23 protein-coding genes are annotated in these 21,831 nt (G+C 70.9%); 11 read left to right on the top strand and 12 right to left on the bottom strand.

Going from position 1 to position 21,831, the window contains the following annotated elements; all coding sequences use genetic code 11:
* Positions 1-90 precede the first annotated feature (90 nt).
* Together pflA and pflB are read right to left on the bottom strand one after the other, a co-directional pair.
* Positions 91-840: a pyruvate formate-lyase-activating protein gene (pflA, locus tag EER30_RS43000; RefSeq protein ID WP_127508011.1), complete on the bottom strand. Its 750-nt coding sequence runs from the start codon at positions 838-840 to the stop codon at positions 91-93.
* A complete protein-coding gene (gene pflB / locus EER30_RS42995) occupies positions 840-3,065 on the bottom strand; it encodes a formate C-acetyltransferase (RefSeq protein WP_127508009.1) in 2,226 nt (741 codons plus the stop codon). The genes pflA and pflB overlap by 1 nt, the downstream gene beginning before the upstream one ends.
* Positions 3,066-3,211: 146 nt before the next feature.
* Here pflB and EER30_RS47730 point away from each other — a divergent pair, with 146 nt between their 5' ends.
* Entirely contained in the window at positions 3,212-3,385 is a 174-nt protein-coding gene (locus EER30_RS47730; protein WP_164842717.1) for a hypothetical protein, read from the top strand.
* Between the two features lie 179 nt (positions 3,386-3,564).
* Positions 3,565-4,254 (top strand): CBS domain-containing protein, encoded by a 690-nt coding sequence (locus tag EER30_RS42990; RefSeq protein ID WP_127508008.1) that lies wholly within the window; start codon positions 3,565-3,567, stop codon positions 4,252-4,254.
* A gap of 56 nt (positions 4,255-4,310) precedes the next feature.
* On the opposite strand, the gene EER30_RS42985 is transcribed toward EER30_RS42990, so the two are convergent.
* The 6 genes from EER30_RS42985 to EER30_RS42960 form a co-directional block, all read right to left on the bottom strand.
* Positions 4,311-5,732 (bottom strand): DUF4389 domain-containing protein, encoded by a 1,422-nt coding sequence (locus EER30_RS42985; protein ID WP_127508006.1) that lies wholly within the window; start codon positions 5,730-5,732, stop codon positions 4,311-4,313.
* Positions 5,733-5,905: 173 nt separating this feature from the next.
* A complete protein-coding gene (locus EER30_RS42980; protein WP_164842716.1) occupies positions 5,906-7,273 on the bottom strand; it encodes an AMP-binding protein in 1,368 nt (455 codons plus the stop codon).
* Between the two features lie 348 nt (positions 7,274-7,621).
* On the bottom strand, positions 7,622-7,984 hold the full coding sequence (locus EER30_RS42975; protein ID WP_127508002.1) for a VOC family protein: 363 nt from the start codon (positions 7,982-7,984) through the stop codon (positions 7,622-7,624).
* A 67-nt stretch (positions 7,985-8,051) separates the two neighbouring features.
* On the bottom strand, positions 8,052-8,378 hold the full coding sequence (locus EER30_RS42970) for a CoA-binding protein (protein ID WP_127508000.1): 327 nt from the start codon (positions 8,376-8,378) through the stop codon (positions 8,052-8,054).
* A 97-nt stretch (positions 8,379-8,475) separates the two neighbouring features.
* Positions 8,476-9,453 carry an Acg family FMN-binding oxidoreductase gene (locus EER30_RS42965; RefSeq protein ID WP_127507998.1) on the bottom strand — a complete coding sequence of 326 codons (978 nt, stop codon included), beginning with the start codon at positions 9,451-9,453 and terminating at the stop codon, positions 8,476-8,478.
* Between the two features lie 75 nt (positions 9,454-9,528).
* Positions 9,529-11,253, bottom strand: coding sequence for a GAF domain-containing sensor histidine kinase (locus EER30_RS42960; protein ID WP_240670681.1), 1,725 nt, complete (start codon positions 11,251-11,253; stop codon positions 9,529-9,531).
* Between the two features lie 216 nt (positions 11,254-11,469).
* Here EER30_RS42960 and EER30_RS42955 point away from each other — a divergent pair, with 216 nt between their 5' ends.
* Positions 11,470-11,814, top strand: a complete 345-nt coding sequence (locus EER30_RS42955) for an HPF/RaiA family ribosome-associated protein (RefSeq protein ID WP_127507996.1) — start codon at positions 11,470-11,472, stop codon at positions 11,812-11,814.
* Between the two features lie 74 nt (positions 11,815-11,888).
* Here EER30_RS42955 and EER30_RS47725 read toward each other — a convergent pair whose 3' ends face one another.
* Positions 11,889-12,032, bottom strand: a complete 144-nt coding sequence (locus EER30_RS47725) for a hypothetical protein (protein WP_164842715.1) — start codon at positions 12,030-12,032, stop codon at positions 11,889-11,891.
* 121 nt (positions 12,033-12,153) lie between these two features.
* On the opposite strand from EER30_RS47725, the gene EER30_RS42950 reads away from it, so the two are divergent.
* The 4 genes from EER30_RS42950 to EER30_RS42935 all read left to right on the top strand — a co-directional run bounded on the left by EER30_RS42950 (position 12,154) and on the right by EER30_RS42935 (position 15,337).
* Positions 12,154-13,086, top strand: a complete 933-nt coding sequence (locus EER30_RS42950; protein WP_127507994.1) for a universal stress protein — start codon at positions 12,154-12,156, stop codon at positions 13,084-13,086.
* A gap of 120 nt (positions 13,087-13,206) precedes the next feature.
* A complete protein-coding gene (locus EER30_RS42945; RefSeq protein WP_127507992.1) occupies positions 13,207-13,575 on the top strand; it encodes a spore germination protein GerW family protein in 369 nt (122 codons plus the stop codon).
* Between the two features lie 89 nt (positions 13,576-13,664).
* Positions 13,665-14,162, top strand: a complete 498-nt coding sequence (locus EER30_RS42940; RefSeq protein WP_127507990.1) for a pyridoxamine 5'-phosphate oxidase family protein — start codon at positions 13,665-13,667, stop codon at positions 14,160-14,162.
* A 14-nt stretch (positions 14,163-14,176) separates the two neighbouring features.
* A complete protein-coding gene (locus tag EER30_RS42935; protein ID WP_127507988.1) occupies positions 14,177-15,337 on the top strand; it encodes an acyltransferase family protein in 1,161 nt (386 codons plus the stop codon).
* On the opposite strand, the gene EER30_RS42930 is transcribed toward EER30_RS42935, so the two are convergent.
* Positions 15,334-15,540 carry a DUF1918 domain-containing protein gene (locus tag EER30_RS42930; RefSeq protein ID WP_127507986.1) on the bottom strand — a complete coding sequence of 69 codons (207 nt, stop codon included), beginning with the start codon at positions 15,538-15,540 and terminating at the stop codon, positions 15,334-15,336. The two genes, EER30_RS42935 and EER30_RS42930, sit on opposite strands and share 4 nt — an antisense overlap.
* A 282-nt stretch (positions 15,541-15,822) precedes the next feature.
* Here EER30_RS42930 and EER30_RS42925 point away from each other — a divergent pair, with 282 nt between their 5' ends.
* Positions 15,823-16,476, top strand: a complete 654-nt coding sequence (locus tag EER30_RS42925) for a response regulator (protein WP_127507984.1) — start codon at positions 15,823-15,825, stop codon at positions 16,474-16,476.
* A 3-nt stretch (positions 16,477-16,479) separates the two neighbouring features.
* Here EER30_RS42925 and EER30_RS42920 read toward each other — a convergent pair whose 3' ends face one another.
* Both EER30_RS42920 and EER30_RS42915 read right to left on the bottom strand, forming a co-directional pair.
* Positions 16,480-18,945, bottom strand: a complete 2,466-nt coding sequence (locus tag EER30_RS42920; RefSeq protein WP_240670680.1) for a cation-translocating P-type ATPase — start codon at positions 18,943-18,945, stop codon at positions 16,480-16,482.
* 168 nt (positions 18,946-19,113) lie between these two features.
* Positions 19,114-20,100 carry an Acg family FMN-binding oxidoreductase gene (locus tag EER30_RS42915; RefSeq protein ID WP_127507981.1) on the bottom strand — a complete coding sequence of 329 codons (987 nt, stop codon included), beginning with the start codon at positions 20,098-20,100 and terminating at the stop codon, positions 19,114-19,116.
* A 147-nt stretch (positions 20,101-20,247) separates the two neighbouring features.
* On the opposite strand from EER30_RS42915, the gene EER30_RS42910 reads away from it, so the two are divergent.
* The 3 genes from EER30_RS42910 to EER30_RS50130 are packed head-to-tail and all read left to right on the top strand — an operon-like array spanning position 20,248 to position 21,621.
* Positions 20,248-21,126, top strand: a complete 879-nt coding sequence (locus EER30_RS42910; RefSeq protein WP_127507979.1) for a universal stress protein — start codon at positions 20,248-20,250, stop codon at positions 21,124-21,126.
* A 22-nt stretch (positions 21,127-21,148) separates the two neighbouring features.
* On the top strand, positions 21,149-21,559 hold the full coding sequence (locus tag EER30_RS42905) for a universal stress protein (protein WP_164842714.1): 411 nt from the start codon (positions 21,149-21,151) through the stop codon (positions 21,557-21,559).
* Positions 21,556-21,621 carry a hypothetical protein gene (locus EER30_RS50130; protein ID WP_432417599.1) on the top strand — a complete coding sequence of 22 codons (66 nt, stop codon included), beginning with the start codon at positions 21,556-21,558 and terminating at the stop codon, positions 21,619-21,621. Before EER30_RS42905 ends, EER30_RS50130 begins: the two co-directional genes overlap by 4 nt.
* The last annotated feature ends 210 nt before the right edge of the window (positions 21,622-21,831 follow it).

Here is a 21,831-nt window from a genome sequence, read left to right as displayed (position 1 = left end):
GTCGGAACCTCCGTCATCGTGTCTCCTCACCAGCGTGCCGTTCGGCGGCAGTGCCCGTTCAGGGCCGGAAGTCCCGTGTCGCCGGACCGGTCAGTACACGGTCAGGCCGTGGTCGCGAAACTGGCCCTGTACCCGTTCCAGCAGGGCGACACTGGGGGCCGGTGTGCCGGCGAGCGGGAACGGCAGGCCCAGCGCGGCGTACTTCTGTTCCCCGAGGCGGTGGAAGGGCAGCACCTCGACGCGTTCGACGGTGGGCACGCCCGCCGCGACGGCCGCCACCGCGTCCACGTTCGCCGGGTCGTCGGTCAGGCCGGGGACGAGGACGAAGCGTACCCAGATCGGCTTGCCCCGCTCCGCGAGGCGATGCGCGAAGCGGACCGTGGGCTCGAGACGGCCGGTGCGGGTCACTTCGGCGTACGTCCGGGGATCGCCGCTCTTGATGTCGAGGAGCACCAGATCGACGGCGTCCAGCAGATCGTCGTCGGCCCGGTCACCCAGGAAGCCGCTCGTGTCCAGCGCCGTGTGCAGCCGCATCTCCTTGCAGCCGCGCAGCACCTCGCGGGTGAAGCCGGCCTGTTGCAACGGCTCGCCGCCGCTGATGGTCACGCCGCCGCCGGCGACCTTCACGAAGCGTTCGTACCGGCGGATCTCAGTGAGCAGGTCGGCGACGGTCGTCAGGCCGCCGTAACGGCGGAACTGGGTGTCGGGGCTGTGGCAGTACAGGCACCGCAGCGGGCAACCGGCGAGGAACGCGACGAACCGTGTGCCCGGCCCGTCCACTCCCGTCGAGATGTCGAAGGAGTGGAGCGAGCCGGTGACGGTCCGGGCCGTCGTGACCATCACAGCGACCCGTGGAAGGTGCGGGAGATGACATCCCGCTGCTGCTCGGGGGTGAGCTTGACGAAGTTCACGGCGTATCCGGACACCCGGATGGTCAGTTGCGGGTAGTTCTCGGGGTGCGCCATGGCGTCCTCGAGCGTCGCCCGGTCGAGCACGTTGACATTCATGTGGAAACCGCCGCTGTCGGTGTAGCCGTCCAGGACGCCGGCCAGGTTGGTGATCCGGTCGTCGCGGGTGTGGCCCAGGCCGTCGGGAGTGACCGTGATGGTCAGCGAGATACCGTCGCGAGCCGAGCGGAAGGGCAGCTTCGCAACCGACAGGGCGGCGGCGACCATGCCGTGCTTGTCGCGGCCGTTCATCGGGTTGGCCCCGGGCGCGAACGGCTCGCCGGTCCGGCGCCCGTCCGGCGTGTTGCCGGTGTGCTTGCCGTAGACGACGTTCGACGTGATGGTCAGCACGGACAGGCTCGGCTCGGCCCCTCGGTACGCCTGCTGCCGGCGGATCTTCGCCATGAACCGCTCGACCAGATCGACCGCTATGGCGTCCACCCGGTCGTCGTTGTTGCCGAAGGCCGGGAACTCGCCGTCGACCGAGTAGTCGACGACCAGGCCGGTCTCGTCGCGTACCACCTTCACCTGGGCGTACTTGATCGCGCTCAGGCTGTCGGCGGCCACCGACAGACCGGCGATCCCGGTCGCGAGGAACCGGTGCACGGGATAGTCGTGCAGCGCCATCTCGAGGCGTTCGTAGGCGTATTTGTCGTGCATGTAGTGGATGACGTTGAGGGCGTCGACGTAGGTCTCGGCCAGCCAGTCGAGCGTCTGGTCGTACGCGGCCATGACGGTCTCGAAAGTGAGCACGTCCTCGGCGATCGGCTCGCCCGTGAAGACCTGCTCGCCGGTCATCTCGTCGCGGCCACCGTTGACGGCGTACAGCAGGGCCTTGGCGATGTTGGCGCGGGCGCCGAAGAACTGCATGTCCTTGCCGACCCGCATGGCCGAGACGCAGCAGGCGATCGCGGTGTCGTCGCTGTAGGCCGGGCGGATGAGGTCGTCGTTCTCGTACTGGATCGAGCTCGTGTCGATGGACACCTGCGCGCAGAACCGCTTGAAGCCCTCGGGCAGCCGCGGCGACCAGAGCACGGTCAGGTTCGGCTCGGGCGCGGGACCGAGGTTGTAGAGGGTCTGCAGGTAGCGGAAGCTCGAGCGGGTCACGAGCGGCCGTCCGTCCGCGCCGAGACCCCCGATCGCCTCGGTCACCCAGGTCGGGTCGCCGGAGAACAGCTGATCGTAGTCGGGGGTGCGCAGGAACCGGATGATGCGCAGCTTGATGACGAAGTCGTCGATCAGCTCCTGCGCCTCCTGCTCGGTCAACAGACCCTCGTCCAGGTCGCGCTGCAGATAGACGTCCAGGAACGACGAAGTCCGGCCGAGCGACATGGCCGCGCCGTTCTGCTCCTTGGTCGCGGCCAGGTAGGCGAAGTACAGCCACTGGATCGCCTCGCGCCCCGTGGTGGCCGGCGCGGTGATGTCGTAGCCGTACTGCTCGGCCATGAACCGCAGCTCCTCGAGCGCGCGGACCTGCTCGGCCAGCTCCTCCCGGTCGCGGATCACGTCAGCGGTGGACGGGTGCTCGTCGAGGGCGGCCTTGCGCTCCAGGCGCTCGGTGATGAGCCGGTCCACGCCGTAGAGGGCGACCCGGCGGTAATCACCGATGATCCGGCCACGACCGTACGCGTCCGGGAGCCCGGTGATGATGTGCGAGCGCCGCGCGGCCTTGACGTCGGCGGGGTACGCGTCGAAGACGCCGTCGTTGTGCGTCTTGCGGTACCGGCTGAAGATCGTTTTCACGGCCGGGTCGAGGCTGAACCCGTACGCGGCCAGGCCGGCCTGGACCATGCGCAGGCCACCGTTCGGCATGATCGCCCGGCGCAGCGGCGAACTGGTCTGCAGGCCGACGATCAGCTCGTGGTCCTGGTCGATCCAGCCGGGCGCGTGCGAGGTGATGCCCGACGGGGTGTGCGCGTCCACGTCGTAGATGCCACGCCGCCGCTCCTCGGGGAACATCCGTTCTAGTTGCTCCCAGATTCGTACGGTGCGGTGGGTCGGGCCGCTGAGAAACTCGGACCCTCCGGCGTACGGGGTGACGTTGTCCCGCACGAAGGCCGCCACATCGATCGTGTTCCGCCAGGTCGTCCCCCGGAAACCACGCCATCCACCAGCCATGACTCTCCTCCTGTCCCTCTCTGCTCAGCCTCGACGCCGGTGATCCGCCGCGGCAGGGCCGTTGGTCCCGGCGGGCGTGGGACTTCGCCTCTGCTCCGACACCCCCCGACGGCGTTCTCCTGAAGCCGCAGAAAGGGAGTCCTGCCATGACACGCAAGAATCTGATCGCCTTCGCCGTATCCGCCACGTTCCCGCTGTTCGGCCTGGCCGCCACGGTCGCCGGCGCCGCAGTTGTCTCCTATGCCGGCATCGTTTCGATCGCGCACCGCCGGCACCACGGCCGTCCCGCGGCATTCGCCGCGCCCGCCGTGCGCCTTTGACCAGTGATCCAGTCGGCGGACACGTCCTCAGGCTTCCCGGAGACGACCGTGCCTGCCGAAGCGCCCGGCAGCAGGGCCGGACGGCCCCGCACGTCCTGGACGGCCGGGCCTTTCGGCCCTGCTGCGGTCGTCGCGAACGGCCGTACCGTCCGAAGTGAAGAACCCCGAAGGAGGGCACCGTGAGGAGCTGGAACGTCGACGATGTGATGACCCGGGAGGTTCTGTCCGTGGACGCGGCCGCCTCCTACCGTGATGTGGTCGACCTGCTGATCGAGAACAGGCTGAGCGCGGTGCCGGTGATCGACGCCTTCCGCCACGTGACGGGAGTGGTGTCCGAGGCCGACCTGCTGCGCAAGATCGAGTACGCGGGCGACGAGTGGCCCCGGCTCTTCGAGAGCCGGCGGCGCCGCGGCGAGCGCCGCAAGGCCAAGGCGCGGTCCGTCGCGGACCTGATGAGCGCTCCCGCGGTCGTGGCGCTCAGCGGCACCTCGATCGCCGCGGCCGCGCGGCTGATGGACCAGGAGAGCGTGAAACGGCTGCCCGTGATCGACGACCTCGGGCGGCTGATCGGGATCGTGTCCCGCGGCGACCTGCTCAAGGCCCACCTGCGGGCGGACGAGGAGATTCTCGCGGACATCGAATCAGGCGTGCTGCGGCCATACGTGGACGACGAGGACACGACGGTGACGGCTGCCGTGGCCGACGGCGTGGTCACGCTGGCCGGGCAGGTGGACCGCTGGTCGTCGGCCGAGATCGCCGAGCGACTGACCCGGCAGGTGCCCGGCGTGGTCGAGGTCCAGTCCTCGCTGGCCTGGCGCCACGACGACCGTCAGACGCACGGTGTGCGCATGGGCATGGGCATCGGCTGACCACGGCAGCGCGAAAGTTGTGGCCCGGGCCGTCGGCCCGGGCCACAACTATTTGCTCACGAACCCACGGTGACCGGGGGGATCTGCTGCGGCGCCGTGCCGGTCGGTCCGGCGGCCGGCGGCGGAGGGCTGTGCCGGCGGCCGATCCCGACGCCGCCCAGCACGATCAACCCGATCGCGATCAGTCCGAGCACGATGCCCGTCGCGAGCAGGCCGCCGCCCAGGCCGGTCAGGTCGGGAACCTGGATCGCGCCTTCGACGTCGGCGGCGACACCGGGCGTGCCGTCGAGGTTGGCCACGACGACGGCGAAATTGCCGTCGGTGACGTTCCACCGAAGGGTGGCGCCGGGGCCGGTGCCGGTGGCGAGCCAGAACGGCTGGGCGGCCGGGTCGGCGACCGCTCGGGACACGCCGGAGATCCGGTCGTAGCGCCCCGCGCCGGAGTTGACTCCGATCAATCGGTCGTGCGCGGTGCCGGACAGCCATGCGTCGACGTCGTCCTGCGGACCGATGCCGATGAACAGAGGCTGCCCGGAGGGCGAGGCGACGGTCACGCGCAGCCCGCCGACATCGGCGACGTTGCGGGCCCACTGGTCGGAGCCGCCGATGGTGAGATTCTCCGCGGTGACGGCGGCCGTGGCGGTGTTCAGCTGCAGGGTGGGCGCCGCCACGTAGCCGTTGCGGTCGCGTGCCGAGTCCAGGCTGAGCAACGCGCCACCACCGATGGCCAGGCCAGCCGCCGGAGCCAGCAGCAGCACTCCGGCCACCAGCGCGACGACGGATCCCGCGGTCGAGCTCCGGTGCGGGTTGTGCACCGATCCCACTGTGCCGATCGGGTCGTCGGGCGGCGGAACCGGCTCGGTCTCGCCCTGGTCCAGGCGGAACGGGGGATACCGCGGGGTGAGCAGGGTCAGGTAGGCGATCACTCGCAGGTTCCACCGGGCGACGCCGACGAGCAGGTCGTGCAGCCCGCGCGGGTACCTGCCGGTGAACAGCAGGGCCAGGCCGGCCACGAGCAGCGCGGCGCCGACCACGCTGATCGGGACGTTGTCGCCGCGGGTGCCCGCGGCGGTCAGGGCGCCCAGGATGACCAGGTGGGGGATCGCGAAGAGCCACGCGACCAGCGGGAGCCAGCGCGGTGGCGGGCCGTCGGGTTCCAGGTGGAGCCGGGCCGGATAGCCGGGCACGTCCGCGAGAGTGAACGGCGGATAGGCATCGGTGCCGAGTGCCTGGTAGCCGTAGTAGCCGACTCGCCATGTCCAGCGGAGCACGCCGAGGTTGTAGGCGCGTAGGGCAGCCGGATAGCGGCCGGTGAACAGCACCGCCAGGTAAGCCACCAAGGTCAGGACCACCACGCCGGTCCACAACACCAGCAGGACGATGTAGTGCGGGATGAGCAGCAACCATTTGACCAGCCACAGCCAGCGGCTCAGCGTGGCGTCATGGCGTGCCTCGACCCGCAACGGATAGCGGTTCATGTCACCTCCCAGAAGGCGTTTCCTCCAGCAGATCGGCGATCCACCGGCGGTGGCAGGGCCGGAAGTCGGTGCGTACAGAGCAGGTCGGGCCTCCGCCGTCAGACGAAAGAGGGTGCACGCGGTGCGGGTCCAACGGCCGCCGGGTTCAGGGTCCGGTCTCGTCGTTGCCTCCTTCACGATCTCGCCGGTGCGCGCCCGGCGAACCAGAAATAGCCGTCGGCGTCACGGGAGACGAGGTCGCCGGTGAGGTACCAGCCGTCGGCGAAGCAGTCACCGACGCGTCCCGGCTCGGCGAGATAGCGCTGGAACATCGACGGCCACCCCGCGCGGACGGCCAGTTCGCCCTCGATGTCCGGCGCCCCGATCGGCACGACCTGACCCGGGCCGGTTCTCCGCACGACCGCGGCCGTGACCCCGGGCAACGGCAGGCCCATGGAGCCGGGCCGTACGTCCAGCCCGGCGTAGTTGCTGATCAGGATGGCTCCGGTCTCCGTCTGCCACCAGGTGTCGTGCACCGTTTGCCCGATGCTCGAACGGCTGCGGACGACCGCGTCGGGGCGAAGCCCGCCACCCTCGGCCACCACGAGGCGCACCGACTTCGGTGGCGGGTGCGGCGATCGTTCGGCGCAGAGCCGGTTCAGCGCTTCGGCCGGTGCGTACCAGACCGACACCCTCGCGTCGCGAGGCAGAAGCAACGGCCCCGGGGTGGTGTCGATCACGGTTCTGATGCCACGGACCAGGGGCGCGATGATGCCGTACGCCGTGTGGGTCAGCCGTCCGGCGGCCACCGAGACCTGCAAGGTGTCGTCGTCGTGCAGATCGAGGGCGTAGGTCGCGGAAGCCAGCTGCGCGACGACCGACTCGTGCGCGTGCACCACGCCGGCCGTGGCCGCCGATGTTCCGGCGGTGAAGTGCACCATGGCGGGCCATTGCGGGTCGGTCGGCGGAACCGTGAAGTCCGCGGGCATCTTCTCGAGCGCCGCGTCGAGGCGCTCCCCGGTGAGCAGGACCTCCCGGAGGCCGGCGAGGTGCCGGCGTACCGGGGCGATTGTCCGGTCGTACAGGTCCTCGGTCGTGAGCAGGAGAGCTGGTTCGCTCGCGGCCAGGCATCGAGGCGCCTCGGCGGCGCGGCCGGCCGGCAGCGTGGTCAGGACCGCGCCGTACCTGAGGACGGCCAGGCCGGCGACGTACGCCTCCCAGCCCCCGTCGAGCAGCACGAAGACCCGCTCGCCGCGCCGTACCCCGGACTCGCCCAGAAGGTTGGCGAACCGGCTGGTCGCTTCGGCCAGCTCACCGTAGGTGACCTCGGAGGACGTCGAGCCCGGTCCGAGGATCACGAGGGCCACGCTGTCCCGGCGGCTCGACCGGGCGTGCCGGTCGACTGCCTCGTACCCGATGTTCAGCCCTTGACCGTCAGGCAGGCCGCTGAGCCACGCTCGGGCTCGGGCCCAGGTGAAGTCATGTCGCGTCCACACGTAGTTGTCGAGGTTGGATCGGGCGCGCGTGGCCCTGTCCTTGTGGATGACCGAACCGTTGTCCATTGCCGGCCTCCTGTCAGCCTGCCGGGCGGGCGATGAGGACGGGGCAGTCGGCGTGACGCGGGAGTTGCGGGCCGGTGGATCCGAGGAGCGCCGGCAGCCGGTGATTGATCCACCCCGGCCACGACCGGCCCGTCCGGGTCGGCGGCGACAGACATCGCCGGGTCGCACCGCAGCCGGTGGGTTCGCCGGCCGGGCCCTCCTCGGGTCCATGGCGGAGCTTGCTCCACCACCCTGGATCGTCACCCACGTGCCGGCGAACTCGATTCCATCGTCTCCCCGTCATCGGACCCGCCACCAGGGCCATGAGTCCTGTCTTCGACCGATCACGCCCCAGGCGCGCCGAGGTGGTCAGTCGAGGATGGGCCCCGTAGCCCGCAGCAGGCCCACGGTGTTGCCCGCCGGGTCGCGGAACAGCGCGAAAGTCGCCTTGTCGTTGATCCGCGTGGGTGGCACGAGCGTCGCGCCACCGAGCTCGCCGATGGTATGCAACGCGACGTCGAGGTCGTCGACCTGAACGTAGATCGTCACGTAAGGCTCCATCTCGCCGCGGGCCTGCATGAGCCCCCCACCCAGTCCACCGACGACGGCCTGCACCATCGCGTAGCCGGGCTCCTCCTCTCGGATGGCCCAGCCGAACGCCTTGCCGTAGAAGTCACTGAGCGCCGCCAGGTCCGGTCCGCCGATCTCCCAGTGCACTACCGGATTGGTCATGGTGATCACCTCGTCGTGGTCGTCGTCGAGGATCAGGTTCCGCCCGCCCCGCCGGGCTGCGTCAGAGTCATTCGGCCCTGACGCGCTGCGGGGGGCGTGCGCCGGTCGGCGGCGCCCGTCGGCTCCGGGCGGCGGGAATATCGGCCATCGCGTCGAAGGCGGGGATGCCGCAGACGGACCGGCGCGAGCAGTGGACCGGGTACAACCGACCGCGGAATCCGTAGTCACGCAGGGCGTGCACCACCTCGTACCCGGCGTGGCCGTGTTGTTGCATGGCGCCTGCCACCGCCACCGACCGGGGCGCCAGCATCGAACTCAGCATGGATGCCGGGGCTCCGAGGGGGTGCAGGTCGGCCCCTTCGGCGAGCGGTTTCAGGGTGGTCGCCGTGGTCATTGCCGGCCTCCTGGGACGTCGGCCTTCAGCCTGAGCACGAAGGTCCCACGGTGGAAAGGGCCGAAGGTCCCGACGGTCGTGTCAGGCCACGAACTGATCAGCTCTGCCGTACTTCGTCCCGATGAGCCATTACCTCGTCCACCGAGCGCCGTGGCGCGGATCCCGCGGGTTCGCCGTAGCCGATGCGGAGAGTCATCTGGGGAAAGCCCGATCGGCCGAGCGAGCGGCGCAACTGATCACGGGCGGCCGTGACCTCGATCGGCTGGGACATCATCGAGGCGGCCAGCCCGGCGTCCGTGGCAGTGAGCAGGACCTTCTGCAGGGCCTGACCGGCGGTTAGGTGGTCGATCGGCAGGTCGCCGGAGACGCCCAGGATGCCCACCAGCGGCTCGGGCTCGTAGTCGAGACCGTCGGCCCGGCCCTGGTCGCCGAGGAAACGCTGGGGGAGCAGGTCGTACGGTTTGGGCGGTGGCGCCCCGGCGCGGACCGGAATGCCGTCGGGCGCCTGGTCGGCGTGCGTCCAGGCGGCGAGCTCAGTCTGGTAGGCGGTGTTGCGCCGCAGAACCCGGTCGGCGCTGCCGGCGATCTCCGAAAAGGCGGTGAGGGCGGTCGTGCCAACCAGCAGATCGAGCCAGGCGCCCTCGTCCCGGGCGGCCTGGATGAGCCGGATCCGGGTGTCGGCCGGCACCGGGTCGGGCCGGAAGGGAGCCCGGTTGCTGTGCCGGTGGGGGACGGCGGCGAGAAGGTCGCGTTCGGCGGTGGTCGGTGGCCGGTCGGATCCGCGCACGAGCTGAGCCAAGATCCCCGGTTCGGCCGCCACCGGCCGCAGCCATACTTCGGCCGGCCGGCCCCGGACCGCCAGGGCAAGGCGAGCGTTGTAGGTGGCGGCGCCGGCGGCCAGACGGATCGCCCAGCCGGATCGGTCGGCGATCTCGAGCTGCCGTGCCGCGTCGGCGAGAACCTCGATGTTTCCCTCGTGCAGGCGGAAACGCCACGGCTGGCTGTTGTGCATGGAGGGCGCTCGGATGCCCGCGGCCGCCGCCGCCCGCAGATCCGCGTCGTCGTAGCCGTTCAAGGGGACCTCCGTTGCGGGTGTATCCAACAACGGTGCCGGGCGGCCCTGTGACCGTTCAGGGCCGAAGGTCCTGTTTCATGCGCCGAGCGGCACTCGCCAGGTCACCTCGGTGCCCGTTCCGTTCGGGCCGGGGCCGATCTCGAAGGTGCCACCCAGGTCGCTCGCGCGTTCGCCCATGTTGACGATGCCGCCCCGAGCCCGGGCGGGGTCGAACCCGGTGCCGTCGTCCTCGACGCTGAGCCGGATCTCGTTGTCCGCGGCCCGCGCGGAGACCCGTACGGCGGTGGCCCGGGAATGCCGCACGATGTTGGACAGCGCCTCGCGCAGCACGGCGAGCAGTTCGGGCTTGATGTCGTCGGGGACGGCGCTGTCGACCGGGCCGGACGTGTCCAGGACGGGCTGGAAGCCCAGAGCCTCGGCTGCGGTGTCGATCGCCTCGCGCAGATCGCTGCGCAGTGACGGGCCGACCGGCGCCCGCAGTTCGAAGATGGACCGGCGGATGTCGCGGATGGTGGCGTCCAGGTCGTCGACGGCCGTGTTGATGCGGTCGGCGACCTCGCGCCGGCCGGCCTGCTGAACGGCTCCCTGAAGGTGCATGCCGGTGGCGAACAGTCGCTGGATGACCACGTCGTGCAGATCCCTGGCGATGCGTTCGCGGTCCTCGAGCACCGCCAGTTGCTGCCGTTCCTCCTGGGCTCGGGCACGCTCGAGGGCGAGGGCGGCCTGCCCGGCGAAGGTCGACAACTGCACCGCGTCCTCGTCGGTGGGTACCTCGCCGACGGGCTGGGTCACGATGAGCACGCCGTGCAGGGTGTCGGCGCCGGCGAGCGGCGCGGACATGGCGGGGCTGTCGGGCACTGGACCGGGCCATTCGGTGGCGGCGCGAAGGTTCGGCACCGCGCGAAACTTCTCGCGTCCGAACTCGGCCGCGACAGCCCGGTCGACCGGAACGATCTTGCCGACGAGGGCGCCGCACGCCGGGTCGGTCCCGTCGGCGACCTCGATCGTGTAGCGGGAGTTCTCCTCGTCGTAGAGCATGACCATCACCAGGTCGGCGTCGGTCACCTCACGAGCGCGCCGGGCGATCAGCCGCAGCGCGTCGGTGCGCTGAACAGTGCCGAGCAGCACCCGGGTGATCTCGGCGGTGGCGGCCAGCCAGCGCTCCCGGCGCTGGGTCAGAGCGTAGAGACGGGCGTTGTCGATCGCGACGCCGGCCGCGGCGGCGAGGGCGATCACGATCTCTTCGTCGTCGTCGCTGAACTCGGGCGCGCCCTGCTTCTCGGCCAGGTAGAGGTTGCCGAAAATCTGGTCGTGGGTGCGCACCGGGACGCCCAGGAAGCTGTGCATCGGCGGATGGTTCGGCGGAAAGCCGAACGAGTCGGGGTGCCGGGTGATATCGGGCAGCCGCACCGGCTCAGGATCGCTGATGAGCACGCCGAGGACACCTCGGCCGCGCGGCAGGTCGCCGATCTTCGCGTGGGTCTCGGGATCGATGCCATGGGTGATGAAGTCGGCGAGCTCGGTGCGGTCGGGGCTCATCACCCCGAGCGCGCCGTAGCGGGCGCCGGCCAGGGAGCACGCGGCCTCCACGATGCGTACCAGGGTGCTGCGCAGGTCGAGGTCGGTGCTGATGCCGACGACCGCGTCGAGCAGGGCCCGCAGCCGTTCACGGCTGGCCATCACGTCACCGACCCGGTCGAGCATCTCCTTCAGCAGCTCGTCGAGCCGGAGCCGGGACAGCGGGCTGAGCCCGAGCGACGGCGGATCGACCCGGTCATCGAATGCCGACCTATCACCCATGTTGCCACGCTAGCCCTCGCTACGGACCCGGGGAACAGCGGATGGCCGAAGATCTCGGGCATCGGGCGAACCCCACGGGCGGCTCCAGCCGGCGGCCTGACGATCCTGCCCGGAGTTGGAAGTAGTGACGAACGACCCTACTGAGCTCGCCCATCCGAAGTTGATCGTTTGGATACGACCCGGCGACACGGCCCGGGGCACAGTCAGGGAGGCGTCATGACTCGTATCGAACAAGTCATCAGCCCTCAGGTTCATACGCACGGCGAGGTTGCGCCGGAGGCTGCCGCGTACGCCGTGGCGAAACTGGAGGCGGCACTGCACCACGCACCTGCCCCCGTCCTGCGCACGTCGCTGACCCTCGACGCGGCCGCGCCCGGCGACCGGGTCGACGCGCATGTCGACGTCAACGGGGTGGGTCTGCACGTGCACGCGGTGGGTGAGACGCTGCAGGAGGCGACCGATCTGATGCAGGAACGTCTGCGTTCGCGGTTGCGTCGCATCCGCCGCCGCCCTCAGCAGGGTCCACCCGCGCCGTTGCCGGAGACCGGCTCGCCACAGTGACCGCACGTCGCACCACGGTGCCGCGACCCCGGGGTCGCGGCACCGTTCACTGTCCGGCCCGGCGGTTCCGGCCGTCAGCGGTGGCGACCTGCCCCCGGCGGCCAGATCCGGTCGATGATGCTCTCCAGCATGGGGCCCGCGACGATGAGCAGGCCCAGCAGCACCAGGATGGCGATGATGGCGACCGTCATGGTGGACACCTCCACTTCTCTCTCCATCGTCGACGCCTCCCGGACGGGCGTACAGGGTCGGTCGCATCGCCCGCTTCGGGACCTTCGGCCCGCGCCTACCTGTCCGTGGGCTGTGTCACCACCCGCCGCACCCGCTTAACCTGCGGTTATGAACACCGACGCAGGGATGTACGAGGACCGGCCGGTGGTGGTGGGCGTGGACGGCTCGCGCGCCGTCCAGGCGATCGTCGATCTTGCCGCGGCGGAGGCTGTCCAACGCCGGTCGCCGCTGGTGATCACCCACGTCTGGCCGGGCCGTTACACCGGATCCTTCCGCGGCCGCGGCACCATCCCGGCACGATCCGACGCGCGGCGACTGCTCGAGCTGTCGGTGGCCCGGGTCCGGCGGGAACATCCGCGCCTGCGCGTGCGAAAGCAACTGCTGGACGGTGGTGCGGCGATACAGCTCGCCGAGGCGTCGGCGTTCAGCCGGCTGCTTGTCGTCGGGCACCGTGACGACGTCACAGTCCGCTCCGGTTGGGGCCCGACCACGGCCTATCTGGCGCATCACAGCAGTTGCCCCCTGCTCGTCTATCGCGCCGGCGATCCGGTTTCCGGCCCGGTCGTGGTGTCAACCTCCGCCCGGCCCGAGGCCGGCGCCACCCTGGGATACGCGTTCTCGCGCGCGTCGGTGTTCTCGACCCGGCTCGTGGCCGTGCACATGTGGACCCGGCCGGGGGCAGCGGAAGGCATCCCTCCGGTTGTGGCCGCCGGCGCCTACGCCGCGGAGTGCGCGGTGGCCGAGAAGACCCTCGACGCGGCGCTGGCCGAGTGGCGGACACGCTTCCCCGACGTGCCGGTCGAGCGCCTCCTCGTCAACGAGCTCGACATGCCGTACACCATTGAGGGCGCCATGCGCCGTGGCCGTCTGCTCGTCGCCGGGGTAGGCCGCAGCGGCAGCTTCGCCGAGCTGCTGTACGAGTCCTGGCGTCCGGCGGCCCGGCAGCGGGCGGGTTGCCCGGTCCTGCTCGTCCCACCCGGGTGGCGGGAAGCCCTCGACCCGGCGAGGGCCGGCACGGGTGCGGAGGCGTCCGAGGTCTGACACGACCGGCCGTCAGCAAGGGCCCTTCGGCCCTGCCGCATGCGATCCCGCCGGCCCAGCGTGGAACTGATGCGCCGGCGCGCGAGGAGCCCGGCCCCGATCCGGAAGAGGGTGGGCGGCATGGTGACCTCGGCTGAGGGAACGGACGTCCTCGGTTCGTTGCGAGCCGCGGTGACCGAGAACGGTGCGGGCCGGGTGTTCGGAGCACCGGTGGCCGAGAACGGCACGGTGCTGCTGCCGGTCGCCAAGATAAGCGGTGGCGCGGGCGGTGGCGGCGGATCCGGCCCGGCCGGCGAGGGCCGTCCCGAAGGTTCAGGCGGCGGGTTCGGCACAACGGCACGCGGACTGGGCGTTTTCGTGCTCCGGAACGGCAAGGTCTCCTGGCATCCCGCGATCGACGTCAACCGCATCGTGCTCGGCGGCCAGATCGTGGCGATCACGGCGTTGCTCGTCGTGCGAGGACTGCTCAGGCAACGCCGGGCCGGGTGAACAACGCGGATCCCACGGCCGGCGGAGCCCTTCGGCCCTGCCGCCGAGAAGGCTTGCGGAGTGTTGTGGGAGCAAGGAAGAGAGTTGCCATGTCGACTTCGATCCGCCCAGCCGGTCTGATGACGTCGCTGACCGCCGACGATGTCTGGCGTGCCATGAGGCGGGCCTCGTTCGCCGTGCTCAGCCATGTCACCCCCGCGGGAGCGCCCCGTTCCAGCGGCGTCGTCTATGCCATCGAGGGCCGCAGCCTGTTCGTGGCCGTCGCCAAGGACAGCTGGAAGGCACGGCACATGGCTGTGGACGGCCTCGTCGCGGTGACGGTGCCGATCCGCCGTGGTGGTCTCCTGTCGTCGGTGTTTCCGATCCCGCCGGCCACCGTGAGCTTCTCGGCCGTCGCGGTGGTGCATTCCGGCGATCATCTGGACCATCTGCCCCGGCTCGACCGGCTGGTGCCTCCGGACCGGCGTGCGAACTGCTCGATCCTCGAGATCCGTCCCACCGGTCACTTCATCACCTACGGCCTGGGTGTGCCGCTGAGGGCCATGCGCGAACCCGCCCGGGCGCGTGCCCGCGTCGCGATCGGCTGAGGAGGAACGCGGCGGTGCGAGATCGCTATCTTGATCTGCTTCGTGCCGCCGCGATCGTTCGTGTGATCGTCTACCACCTGTTCGGCTGGCCGTGGCTGTCCATCCTGCTTCCCGCGATGGGTGTCATGTTCGCCCTGGCCGGATCGCTGACGGCCGCGTCGCTGTCCAGACGTCCCGCCCGCAGGGTTGTCACCTCACGGCTGCGGCGTCTGCTGCCTCCGCTGTGGCTGCTGGGTGTGATCGCGGTGCCGGTCATGCTGATCGCCGGATGGGCGAGCGAGAGCGACGGCGAGCATCCGTTCAGCGTGCCTGCGTTGATCTTCTGGATCTTGCCGCTCGGTGATCCGCCCGGCAGCGATCAGGCCGTCGACATCTGGGAGCCGCTCTGGTACCTACGGGCGTACGTCTGGTTTGTGCTGCTGTCGCCGTTGCTGTTCGCGCTGTGGCGGAAGATCGGACTCGCCGCCCTCGGCGTACCACTGCTGATCATGGCGGTTCTCGAGGTGACCGAGCTCCCGCTGCCGGAAACGGCCGACACCGGCCTGTGGGACTTCGCGACCTACGGGGGATGCTGGATCGCCGGCTTCGCCCACCACGACGGACGGTTGGCCAGGGTACGGCCGTGGCTGGCTTATACGATTGCGTTCGTCCTCGGGGCAGCCGCCCTCGTGTGGGCGTCGACGTCCGGAAGCTGGGATCTCAACGACCTCCCGCAGGCGCAGGCACTGTGGTCGCTGGGCTTCGTGCTGGTGGTGCTTCGCTGGCAGCCGCCGATGGGCTGGCTGGCCGCAGCGGGCCCGCTGGACCGCATCGTTACCCTGATCAACGGTCGGGCCGTGACCATCTACCTGTGGCACAACACCGCGATCGCGGCGGTGTGGCCGCTGCTGGCCGTGATCGCCCTCGACGAACTGGGTGGGCCTCTGGCGGCCGTGACCGACCTTGTGCTGGCGTTGCTGCTGACAGTGCTGGCCGTGCTCGCGTTCGGCTGGGCCGAAGATCTGGCGGCGCGCCGGCGACCGCGGTTGTGGCCCAGCACCATCGTCCGGCCCGGCTCGCCGGCGACGACACCACCTGAGACGCCGGCCGTCGGAACAGCGCCCTACCGGGCCATAGCCACGGTCCCGATGCCTCTTCGCCGGGCGGAGGGGACCACAGCCGACCCCGAGGACTAGCGACGGTCGAGATCGGGGTCCTTCTGTTCGATACGTGCTTCGGCGCCCGGGAAGATGAGCGTGGTCCGGTCGTTGTCGAGCCAGTGAACCTGGTAGGGCGGCGACCCGTCGGTGTGGCCGAGCGCGACGATGATCCCGGTGCGGCGGGCGTCGCCCAGGTGGGTGCCCTCCAGCACGATGCGGTCGCCGACGTGGGCAATCATGACGATTCCTCCTCAGGTCGAAGGGCCCACCGGATACATCCGGGGTACGGCCGGCCTTCCGTCTTGGCGACGGTGGGTCTCGCGGCTCTTCGGCCGCCACTGTTCGGCTCGGCCGCCCGGTCCGGTTGCGTCCGGTGGGCTCATTGCCATCATCGTCCCGCGGCTCCACGACTGTCAGGGTCATTGGTCCCGATCATCACCGGTGGTCGGGACCGCGATCTGACCTGGCGACGGGACCTTCGGCCCTGGAACGTCACTCGCGGGCCGGGGTACAACGGACGAATGATCCGCGTCTATCTTCTGGACGACCACGAGGTGGTCCGGCGCGGCCTGGCCGACCTCCTGCAGGCCGCCGGCGACATCGAGGTCGTCGGCGAGTCCGCGTCGGCGGCCGAGGCGACCCGTCGCATTCCCGCGCTGCGCCCGCAGGTGGCGATCCTCGACGCCCGGCTCCCCGACGGCAACGGCATCGACGTGTGTCGTGACGTGCGTGCCGTCGACTCGACCATCAAGGGGCTCATCCTCACCTCTTACGAGGACGACGAGGCGCTGTTCGCCGCCATCATGGCGGGCGCGTCGGGCTACGTGCTGAAACAGATCAGGGGCACCGACCTCGTGGACGCGGTTCGCCGGGTCGCCGACGGGCAGTCCCTGCTCGACCCCGCCGTGACGCAGCGCGTGCTGGAACGCATCCGGCACGGCGTGGAACAGCCGCGCGAACTGGCCGCGCTGACCGAGCAGGAACGCCGGATCCTCGAGTTCGTCGCCGAGGGGCTGACGAACCGGGAGATCGCCGGGCGGATGTTCCTGGCCGAGAAGACCGTGAAGAACTACGTCTCCAGTGTCCTGGCCAAGCTCGGTCTCGAGCGGCGCACCCAGGCCGCGGTCCTGGCGACCCGCCTGTTCGGTGAGCACTCTCCGGTCGACGGTCACTGAGCCTCAGCGCCGGATGACGCGCAGCGCCGCCCCGGGGATCATCGCCGCGAACGCGCAGGCCAGCAGTTCGGTGAGGGTGAGCGGCTCGGTGCCGAGCAGGGTTTGCAGCGGCGGCAGCAGCACGCCGGCGACCTGCAGAGTCCCGGACAACGCCACGGCCGCGAGCAGAGACCAGTTCCGTGTCACGCCGGGGGCTGCCTTGGCCCGGACGGCGAGGGCGACGCCGAGCTGGGCCAGGCCCAGCACGACGAACATCACCGACTGCCACGGACGGTCCAGCCAGTTCGCGATCACCCCGGCGCCCAGCGTCACCGCGGCCAGGCAGGCCCCACCGGCCAGCACGCTGAGGAGCAGGCCGTCGCCGAGCACGGATTCCTGCGGCGAGCGGGGCTTGCGGTGCATGACGCCGGCCTCGGCCGGCTCGGCGCCGAGGGCGACTCCGGGGATGCCGTGGGTCAACAGGTTGATCCAGAGCAACTGGCCGGGCAGCAGTGCGATCGGCATGCCCACCAGCGGGCCGGCCAGCATCACCAGGAGCTCGGCGATGCCGCCCGAGAGCGCGTACCGCAAGAAGCGGCGGATGTTGTCGTAGATGCGCCGGCCCTCGCCGATCGCGTCGGCCATCGTGGCGAGGTTGTCGTCGACCAGGACCAGTTCGGACGCCTGGCGGGCCACCTCGGTGCCGCTGCCCATCGCGACGCCGATGTCGGCGCGGCGCAGGGCGGGCGCGTCGTTGACGCCGTCCCCGGTCATGGCGACCACCTCGCCGCGTCGCTGGAGACCGGCGATGATGTCGAGTTTCTGCTGGGGCGCGGTCCGCGCGTAGACCCGGGCGTCGATCGAGGGGTCGCCGGTGGCAACCCGGTCGCCGGTTCCGAGGATGCCCAGCTTCCGGCCGATCGCGGCGGCGGTGGCCGGGTGATCGCCTGTGATCAGCAGGAGGCGTACGCCGGCCGCCTCGAACGCCGCCGCGGTGTCGCGCGCGCTCGGGCGCAGCGGGTCGCCGATGCCGACCAGGCCCGCGGCTCGCAACGCGGGCGGCCGCGCCGGATCGGGCCGGGTCGTCGTGACCGCGGTGGCGACGGCCAGCACGCGCAGTCCGTCCGCGGCCAGGATGCCGGCGGTGTCGAGCAGATCCGCGTCGATCGCCTGGTCCAGGACATTCTCCGGCGCGCCCTTCGTGATGACCAGGAACTTTTCGTCGCCGATCCGGTGCACAGTGGTCATGCGGCGGCTCGCCTGGTCGAACGGATGTTCCGCGACGCGGGGCGCGGCCGCACGCTCGGCGGTGCTTTCCAGACCGCAACGGGCGGCGAAAGCGAGTAGAGCGGCTTCCATGGGGTCACCGGCCGCTGTCCAGCCGTCGTCTCCCGGGGCGGGCGGGATGAGGTTGGCGTCGTTGCAGAGCAGACCGCCCTGGGCGAGCAACCGCAGGGCGTCGGAGACCTCGGGCTGGATCTCGCCGTCGGGGGCGTAGCCCGCTCCCGTGATCGTGTGCCGGACGCCGTCCGCGGTGAACGCCTGCTGCACCGCCATGCGGTTCTGTGTCAGCGTTCCAGTCTTGTCCGAGGCGATGACGGTGACCGAGCCGAGCGTCTCGACGGCGTGCAGACGGCGCGGGATGGCTCGCGTGCGGGCCATGCGCCGGGCGCCGAGCGCCAGGGTGAGCGTCACGACGGCGGGCAGGCTCTCCGGCACGGCCGCGACGACCAGGCTGACCGCGGTGATGGCCATCCGCGCGATCGGCTGACCGGCGAGGGCGCCCAGCGCGAAGACGACGCCGGAGACGGCGACAGCGGTGATGCCCAGCGTCCGGCCCAGCGCGGCGATGCGGCGCTGCAGGGGAGTGGGTGCGGGCTTGGTGCGGGCGACCAGGGCGGTGATGTGGCCCAGCGAGCTGGCCGGACCGGTCCGCAGCACCGATCCGCCGGCCCGGCCGCTGGTCAGCACCGTCCCGGACGCGGCCTCCTCACCGGCCGCCCGATGCACGGGCACCGACTCCCCGGTCAGCGCCGATTCGTCGAAGCTCGCCCGCTCCGCCTCGACCAGACGCAAATCGGCCGGGACGACATCCCCGGCTTCCAGACGTACGAAGTCTTCGCGTACCAGCTCCGCGGCCGGCAGGATGCGGTCGTGGCCGTCGCGCACCACACGCGCGGTGGGGGCGGCGAGGCGATCCAGCGCCGCGATCGCCGCGTCGGCGCGCACCTCCTGCACGACTCCGATCAGGGTGTTCACCGTGACGACCAGGACGATGACGGCGGTGTCCGGCAGGTCGCCGAGCAGACTCGTCACCACCGCGGCGGCCAGCAACAGCGCGACCAGGGGATCGGCAAGCTGACGTCCGACCCGGCCCACCAGCCGGCGCCGCTGGGGCGCGGCGACCGAGTTCGGGCCGTCCTTCCCGAGACGCGCCAGCGCCTCCGCGGTGGTGAGGCCGGTGGTGGCGCCGACTGCGGTGATCCCCACGATGTCCCCTCCTGTCGATCTGCTCTCCAGGATCGGGTGGGGGCCATCGGGTCATCAGGGCCGAAGGTCCCGCACGGCGAGGGCATGTGGCCGTCCGGTTCTTGACGGCCTTGTCCTCGAAGACGCCGCGGCCGGTTTCCTCGACGGCCACGCATTGGTCCTGGATGATCAGGTGGGCCGTCGGCGGCCGGTCGACAGCAGCACCTCGGCCAGCGGGCGCCGCGGGGTCCGGCCGACGGTGCGTCCGTAACCCACCCGCACGAGCATCTGCGCCGTCAGCCCTGAGGCCGGGTCGAGGAGCAGCCGGCGCACCGACGGCTCCTCGATCGGCTGGCTGATGGGCATCGTCGCCAGGCCGTGCCAGGTAGCGGTGAGCAAGACCCGTTGCAGGGCCTGCCCGGCCCGCACCCAGTCCGAGGGTTGGTCGCCGCGAGTGGCCAGAACGAGGATCGTGGGGTACGGCTCGAAGCGGTCACTCGGGTGTGGGCCACCCCCGGGCTCGGCGAATTCCCGGATCGGCAGTGCGTCCCAGGAGTCCTGCGGGCCGGCCGCCCACCTCGGTACGCCGTCGGGCCGCGGACCGGTGGCCGTCCAGCGGCGCAACTCCTCGCGGTAGCCGGGTCGCGCCCGCACTTGGTGATCCGCGCGTCGGGCCAGACGCAGCACCGCGTCCCGGCCGGCCGGACCGGTGGCGGCCAGCAGCGCACCTTCGCGACGAGCGGCTTCACGCAGGTGGTCGAGCACAGCCACGGGAACGGTCGTCTGTGCGAACGGCCACCGGTTGGTGTGGCGATGCGGGATTGCTGCGGCGAGCGCCTCCGTCGCTGGAGCCACCGGCGACGGGCCGGTGGCGGTAACTCGGGCCACCAGGTCCGGCCGGCCGGCGTCGGGAAACAGTACGTGGTCGGACCGGTAACCGCTCCGCCGGATCGCCAGCCGCAGCGTGAAGACGGCCGCGCCGACGCTGATCAGATGCTCGCGACCGTCGGGGTCCAGCACGGGCAGATGACACGACGGATCGGCGTACACGTCGATGCGGGAGCCGCGGATCCGGAACTGCCAGGGCTGACTGTTCTGCAGCGACGGCGCGGCCGTGGCGGTGCGGACGCACTCGGTGAGGACGTCCCGGGCGGGCGGACTGATCGTGGTGGTCATCGTTCCTCCTCCTCGCTCCCTCCTCTCAGGGTGTCGCCGCCCGGCCTGTGCTTCCAGAGCCCTTCGGCCCACGCGGACGGGACCTCGCGCCCTGCCTCGGTGCCACCACGCGCTCAAGGATCGAAGTGGATCGAAAGGAGAGCGGACATGAGGAACCCGAGTGTCGTGGTCGGCACGGACGGCACAGCCTGCGGCACCGCCGCCGTCGAATGGGCAGCCGCTGAGGCTCGGCGGCGCCGGGCCCCGCTGCGCATCGTGCACGCCTACGAATGGGACTGGCACGAGTCCCGCTTCGACATCGGCAACGAGTACATCGACGTGGCGCGGGCGATCGCGGAGGCGATCGTGTCCGCGGCTCGCGACCGCGCCCGGGCACTCGCCCCCGGCATCGAGATCGAAAGCCGGACGCTCATTGGGCACGCCGCAGCAGGATTGCTGCGGGTCTCGCGTGATGCGGCCCTTCTGGTCGTGGGCAGCCGCGGCCGCGGCGGATTCGCCGGGCTGCTGCTCGGGTCGGTGAGTCAGCGGGTGGCCACGCAAGCCACATGCCCGGTCGTGGTCGTGCGCGGCAGGGCCAATCCGACCGGTCCGGTGGTGGCCGGACTCGACGAGACCCCGGCGGCCGAGCCGGTCCTGGAAACTGCCATCGAGAACGCCGCGGCTCGCCAGGCCCCGCTGACCGTTGTCCGGGCGTTCCTGCCGGTGATCCCGCTCTGGCTCGCCAATGTGCGGCCGGCCGACGTCGACACCCCGGACGAGGACGCGGTCCAGCGGGCCGCGGTGAACGAACTGCTCGAGCCGTGGGCCGAGAAATACCCCCAGGTGCCGGTGAACGTGGTGCTCACCCACGACGGCGCCGCGGCCGCGCTCGTCCACGCGTCGGCCGGAGCGCAACTCGTGGTCGTGGGCGACCACGGACACGGTGTCGTCAGCAGGTCGCTGCTCGGCTCCGCCGGCCAGCAGCTTCTGCACCACTCGGAGTGCCCCGTGCTGATCGTTCACCGTTCCACCGCGCCGGCGGCCTGACCGGCATCTGAAGGGAGACGTCATGTCCGCTCGCACCATTGTCGTGGGCTACGACCGATCGGTCGGCGCGCGGTCCGCGGCCGCGTGGGCGCTCGACGAAGCAGCCCGCACGGGGGCAAGCGTCGACTTTATCTACGCGTACGAATGGCCGACCTGGGCCCCCGCTACGGCCACCATGGCCGCGCCCGGCGTGTGGCCGGACGGGGAGACCGACCGGGCCGTCCACGGGATGCTGAACGAGGTCGTGCGCAACGCCCGAACTACCCACCCGGCCGTCCGGACGAGGACGTCGATCGTCCATGCGGGCGCCGCGATCAGCCTCATCGAGCGCTCCGAGGGCGCCGGCCTCATCGCGCTGGGCAGCCGCGGAATCAGCGGCGTCGCCGGTCTGCTCGGCTCGGTCAGCGTGCCGGCGCTCTGCTCGGTTCGGTGAGCCAGCACGTGCTGCGTCATTCGGCCTGCTCGGTCGCGGTCGTGCACGAAGGCCGCCGCTGACCGGCGGGACCTTGGTCCCATCGAAGTCAGGCACTTCGCCTCCGCCGCCGCGACGAACTGTCCGGCACCGTCATATCCAACGACATCGAAATCTGGGAGGACATCATGACCACCATCGGCCGGGGAACCGCCGCTCACCTCGAGAAGGTCGAGGCGCCCGGCTCCATGCTGACCAGGACCGCCGCGCGGGCGCTTGCCGTGTTGCGTATC

This window comes from Actinoplanes solisilvae, from assembly GCF_003999975.1.
Classification (GTDB): domain Bacteria; phylum Actinomycetota; class Actinomycetes; order Mycobacteriales; family Micromonosporaceae; genus Actinoplanes; species Actinoplanes solisilvae.
The sequence above is the reverse complement of the archived record's forward strand: the minus strand, read 5'-3'. Positions and strand labels throughout refer to the sequence as shown.

What these genes read in the sequence shown, in the direction of transcription:
- pflA (WP_127508011.1), bottom strand. Translation starts at nt 840, where the DNA reads ATGGTCACGACGGCCCGGACCGTCACCGGCTCGCTCCACTCCTTCGAC.
- EER30_RS42950 (WP_127507994.1), top strand. Translation starts at nt 12,154, where the DNA reads ATGAACACCGACGCAGGGATGTACGAGGACCGGCCGGTGGTGGTGGGC.
- EER30_RS42915 (WP_127507981.1), bottom strand. Translation starts at nt 20,100, where the DNA reads ATGACCACCACGATCAGTCCGCCCGCCCGGGACGTCCTCACCGAGTGC.
- EER30_RS42910 (WP_127507979.1), top strand. Translation starts at nt 20,248, where the DNA reads ATGAGGAACCCGAGTGTCGTGGTCGGCACGGACGGCACAGCCTGCGGC.
- EER30_RS47725 (WP_164842715.1), bottom strand. Translation starts at nt 12,032, where the DNA reads ATGGAGAGAGAAGTGGAGGTGTCCACCATGACGGTCGCCATCATCGCC.
- EER30_RS42925 (WP_127507984.1), top strand. Translation starts at nt 15,823, where the DNA reads ATGATCCGCGTCTATCTTCTGGACGACCACGAGGTGGTCCGGCGCGGC.
- EER30_RS42975 (WP_127508002.1), bottom strand. Translation starts at nt 7,984, where the DNA reads ATGACCAATCCGGTAGTGCACTGGGAGATCGGCGGACCGGACCTGGCG.
- EER30_RS47730 (WP_164842717.1), top strand. Translation starts at nt 3,212, where the DNA reads ATGACACGCAAGAATCTGATCGCCTTCGCCGTATCCGCCACGTTCCCG.
- EER30_RS42960 (WP_240670681.1), bottom strand. Translation starts at nt 11,253, where the DNA reads ATGGGTGATAGGTCGGCATTCGATGACCGGGTCGATCCGCCGTCGCTC.
- EER30_RS42945 (WP_127507992.1), top strand. Translation starts at nt 13,207, where the DNA reads ATGGTGACCTCGGCTGAGGGAACGGACGTCCTCGGTTCGTTGCGAGCC.
- EER30_RS42905 (WP_164842714.1), top strand. Translation starts at nt 21,149, where the DNA reads ATGTCCGCTCGCACCATTGTCGTGGGCTACGACCGATCGGTCGGCGCG.
- EER30_RS42940 (WP_127507990.1), top strand. Translation starts at nt 13,665, where the DNA reads ATGTCGACTTCGATCCGCCCAGCCGGTCTGATGACGTCGCTGACCGCC.
- pflB (WP_127508009.1), bottom strand. Translation starts at nt 3,065, where the DNA reads ATGGCTGGTGGATGGCGTGGTTTCCGGGGGACGACCTGGCGGAACACG.
- EER30_RS42955 (WP_127507996.1), top strand. Translation starts at nt 11,470, where the DNA reads ATGACTCGTATCGAACAAGTCATCAGCCCTCAGGTTCATACGCACGGC.
- EER30_RS42930 (WP_127507986.1), bottom strand. Translation starts at nt 15,540, where the DNA reads ATGATTGCCCACGTCGGCGACCGCATCGTGCTGGAGGGCACCCACCTG.
- EER30_RS42980 (WP_164842716.1), bottom strand. Translation starts at nt 7,273, where the DNA reads ATGGACAACGGTTCGGTCATCCACAAGGACAGGGCCACGCGCGCCCGA.
- EER30_RS42985 (WP_127508006.1), bottom strand. Translation starts at nt 5,732, where the DNA reads ATGAACCGCTATCCGTTGCGGGTCGAGGCACGCCATGACGCCACGCTG.
- EER30_RS42970 (WP_127508000.1), bottom strand. Translation starts at nt 8,378, where the DNA reads ATGACCACGGCGACCACCCTGAAACCGCTCGCCGAAGGGGCCGACCTG.